We start from the raw sequence: 676 nt of genomic DNA on the forward strand, positions 1-676 counted from the left end.
GTGTAATCTGCCGGCTCAGCTGTCACTTCACCTTTATTGCCCGCCGCATCGGTTGCCGTGATTTTCGCTTCCACTTTCTTATCAGCATCTTGTTGCAACTCACTCACTGGTACGTTTACAGTGAACTTGCCTTCGCCATTCACGGTGGTTTTGTGTTCGTTACCATCTACAGTAACCACAACTTCATCACCTGCTTTAAATTCGCCTGTGACAGTACCTTTTACTTCCGCGGTCGGTTGTTTCGCTTCGTCAAGGCTCAGCTGGTTATCATCACCTGCAACCGTGTCGATCACCAATGTAGTGGTTTGCGCATTTGGTGCGGTGGTATCCACTTTCACACTACCAGTGCCTTCAGCTGATTCGTTGCCAGCAGGATCTTTCACGTGCGCTTTCACATCGATATTGTCGATGTCGTTAGTTGGCACTTCTTTGGTGTAACCATCTTTAATGATTTCTGGTGTTACTGGAATTTCCTCTTTCTCACCATTAATCTCAACCACCAATGTGTCACCCTCTTCTGTACCCTCAGGCACAGTAATTTTCACTGGTGTCTTATTGTCTGAGCCAACTTCGTCTTTATTCAAAGTGCGGTCAGCATTGCTATCCTCTGGGAATGTGATAACTGGGGCTTCATCACCTTTGCCATCGTCATTACCATCATTACCACCTGGGACTT

At 46.7% G+C, this 676-nt stretch carries 1 protein-coding gene; it reads right to left on the reverse strand.

All coding sequences use genetic code 11. From position 1 onward, the window contains the following. Positions 1–676 (reverse strand): Ig-like domain-containing protein (locus tag HPC37_RS10815; protein ID WP_208123106.1); only part of this gene is annotated, 676 nt, incomplete at both ends.

The sequence above is a fragment of the Spirabiliibacterium mucosae genome, from assembly GCF_014884965.1.
In the GTDB taxonomy this organism is placed as follows: Bacteria; Pseudomonadota; Gammaproteobacteria; order Enterobacterales; family Pasteurellaceae; genus Spirabiliibacterium; species Spirabiliibacterium mucosae.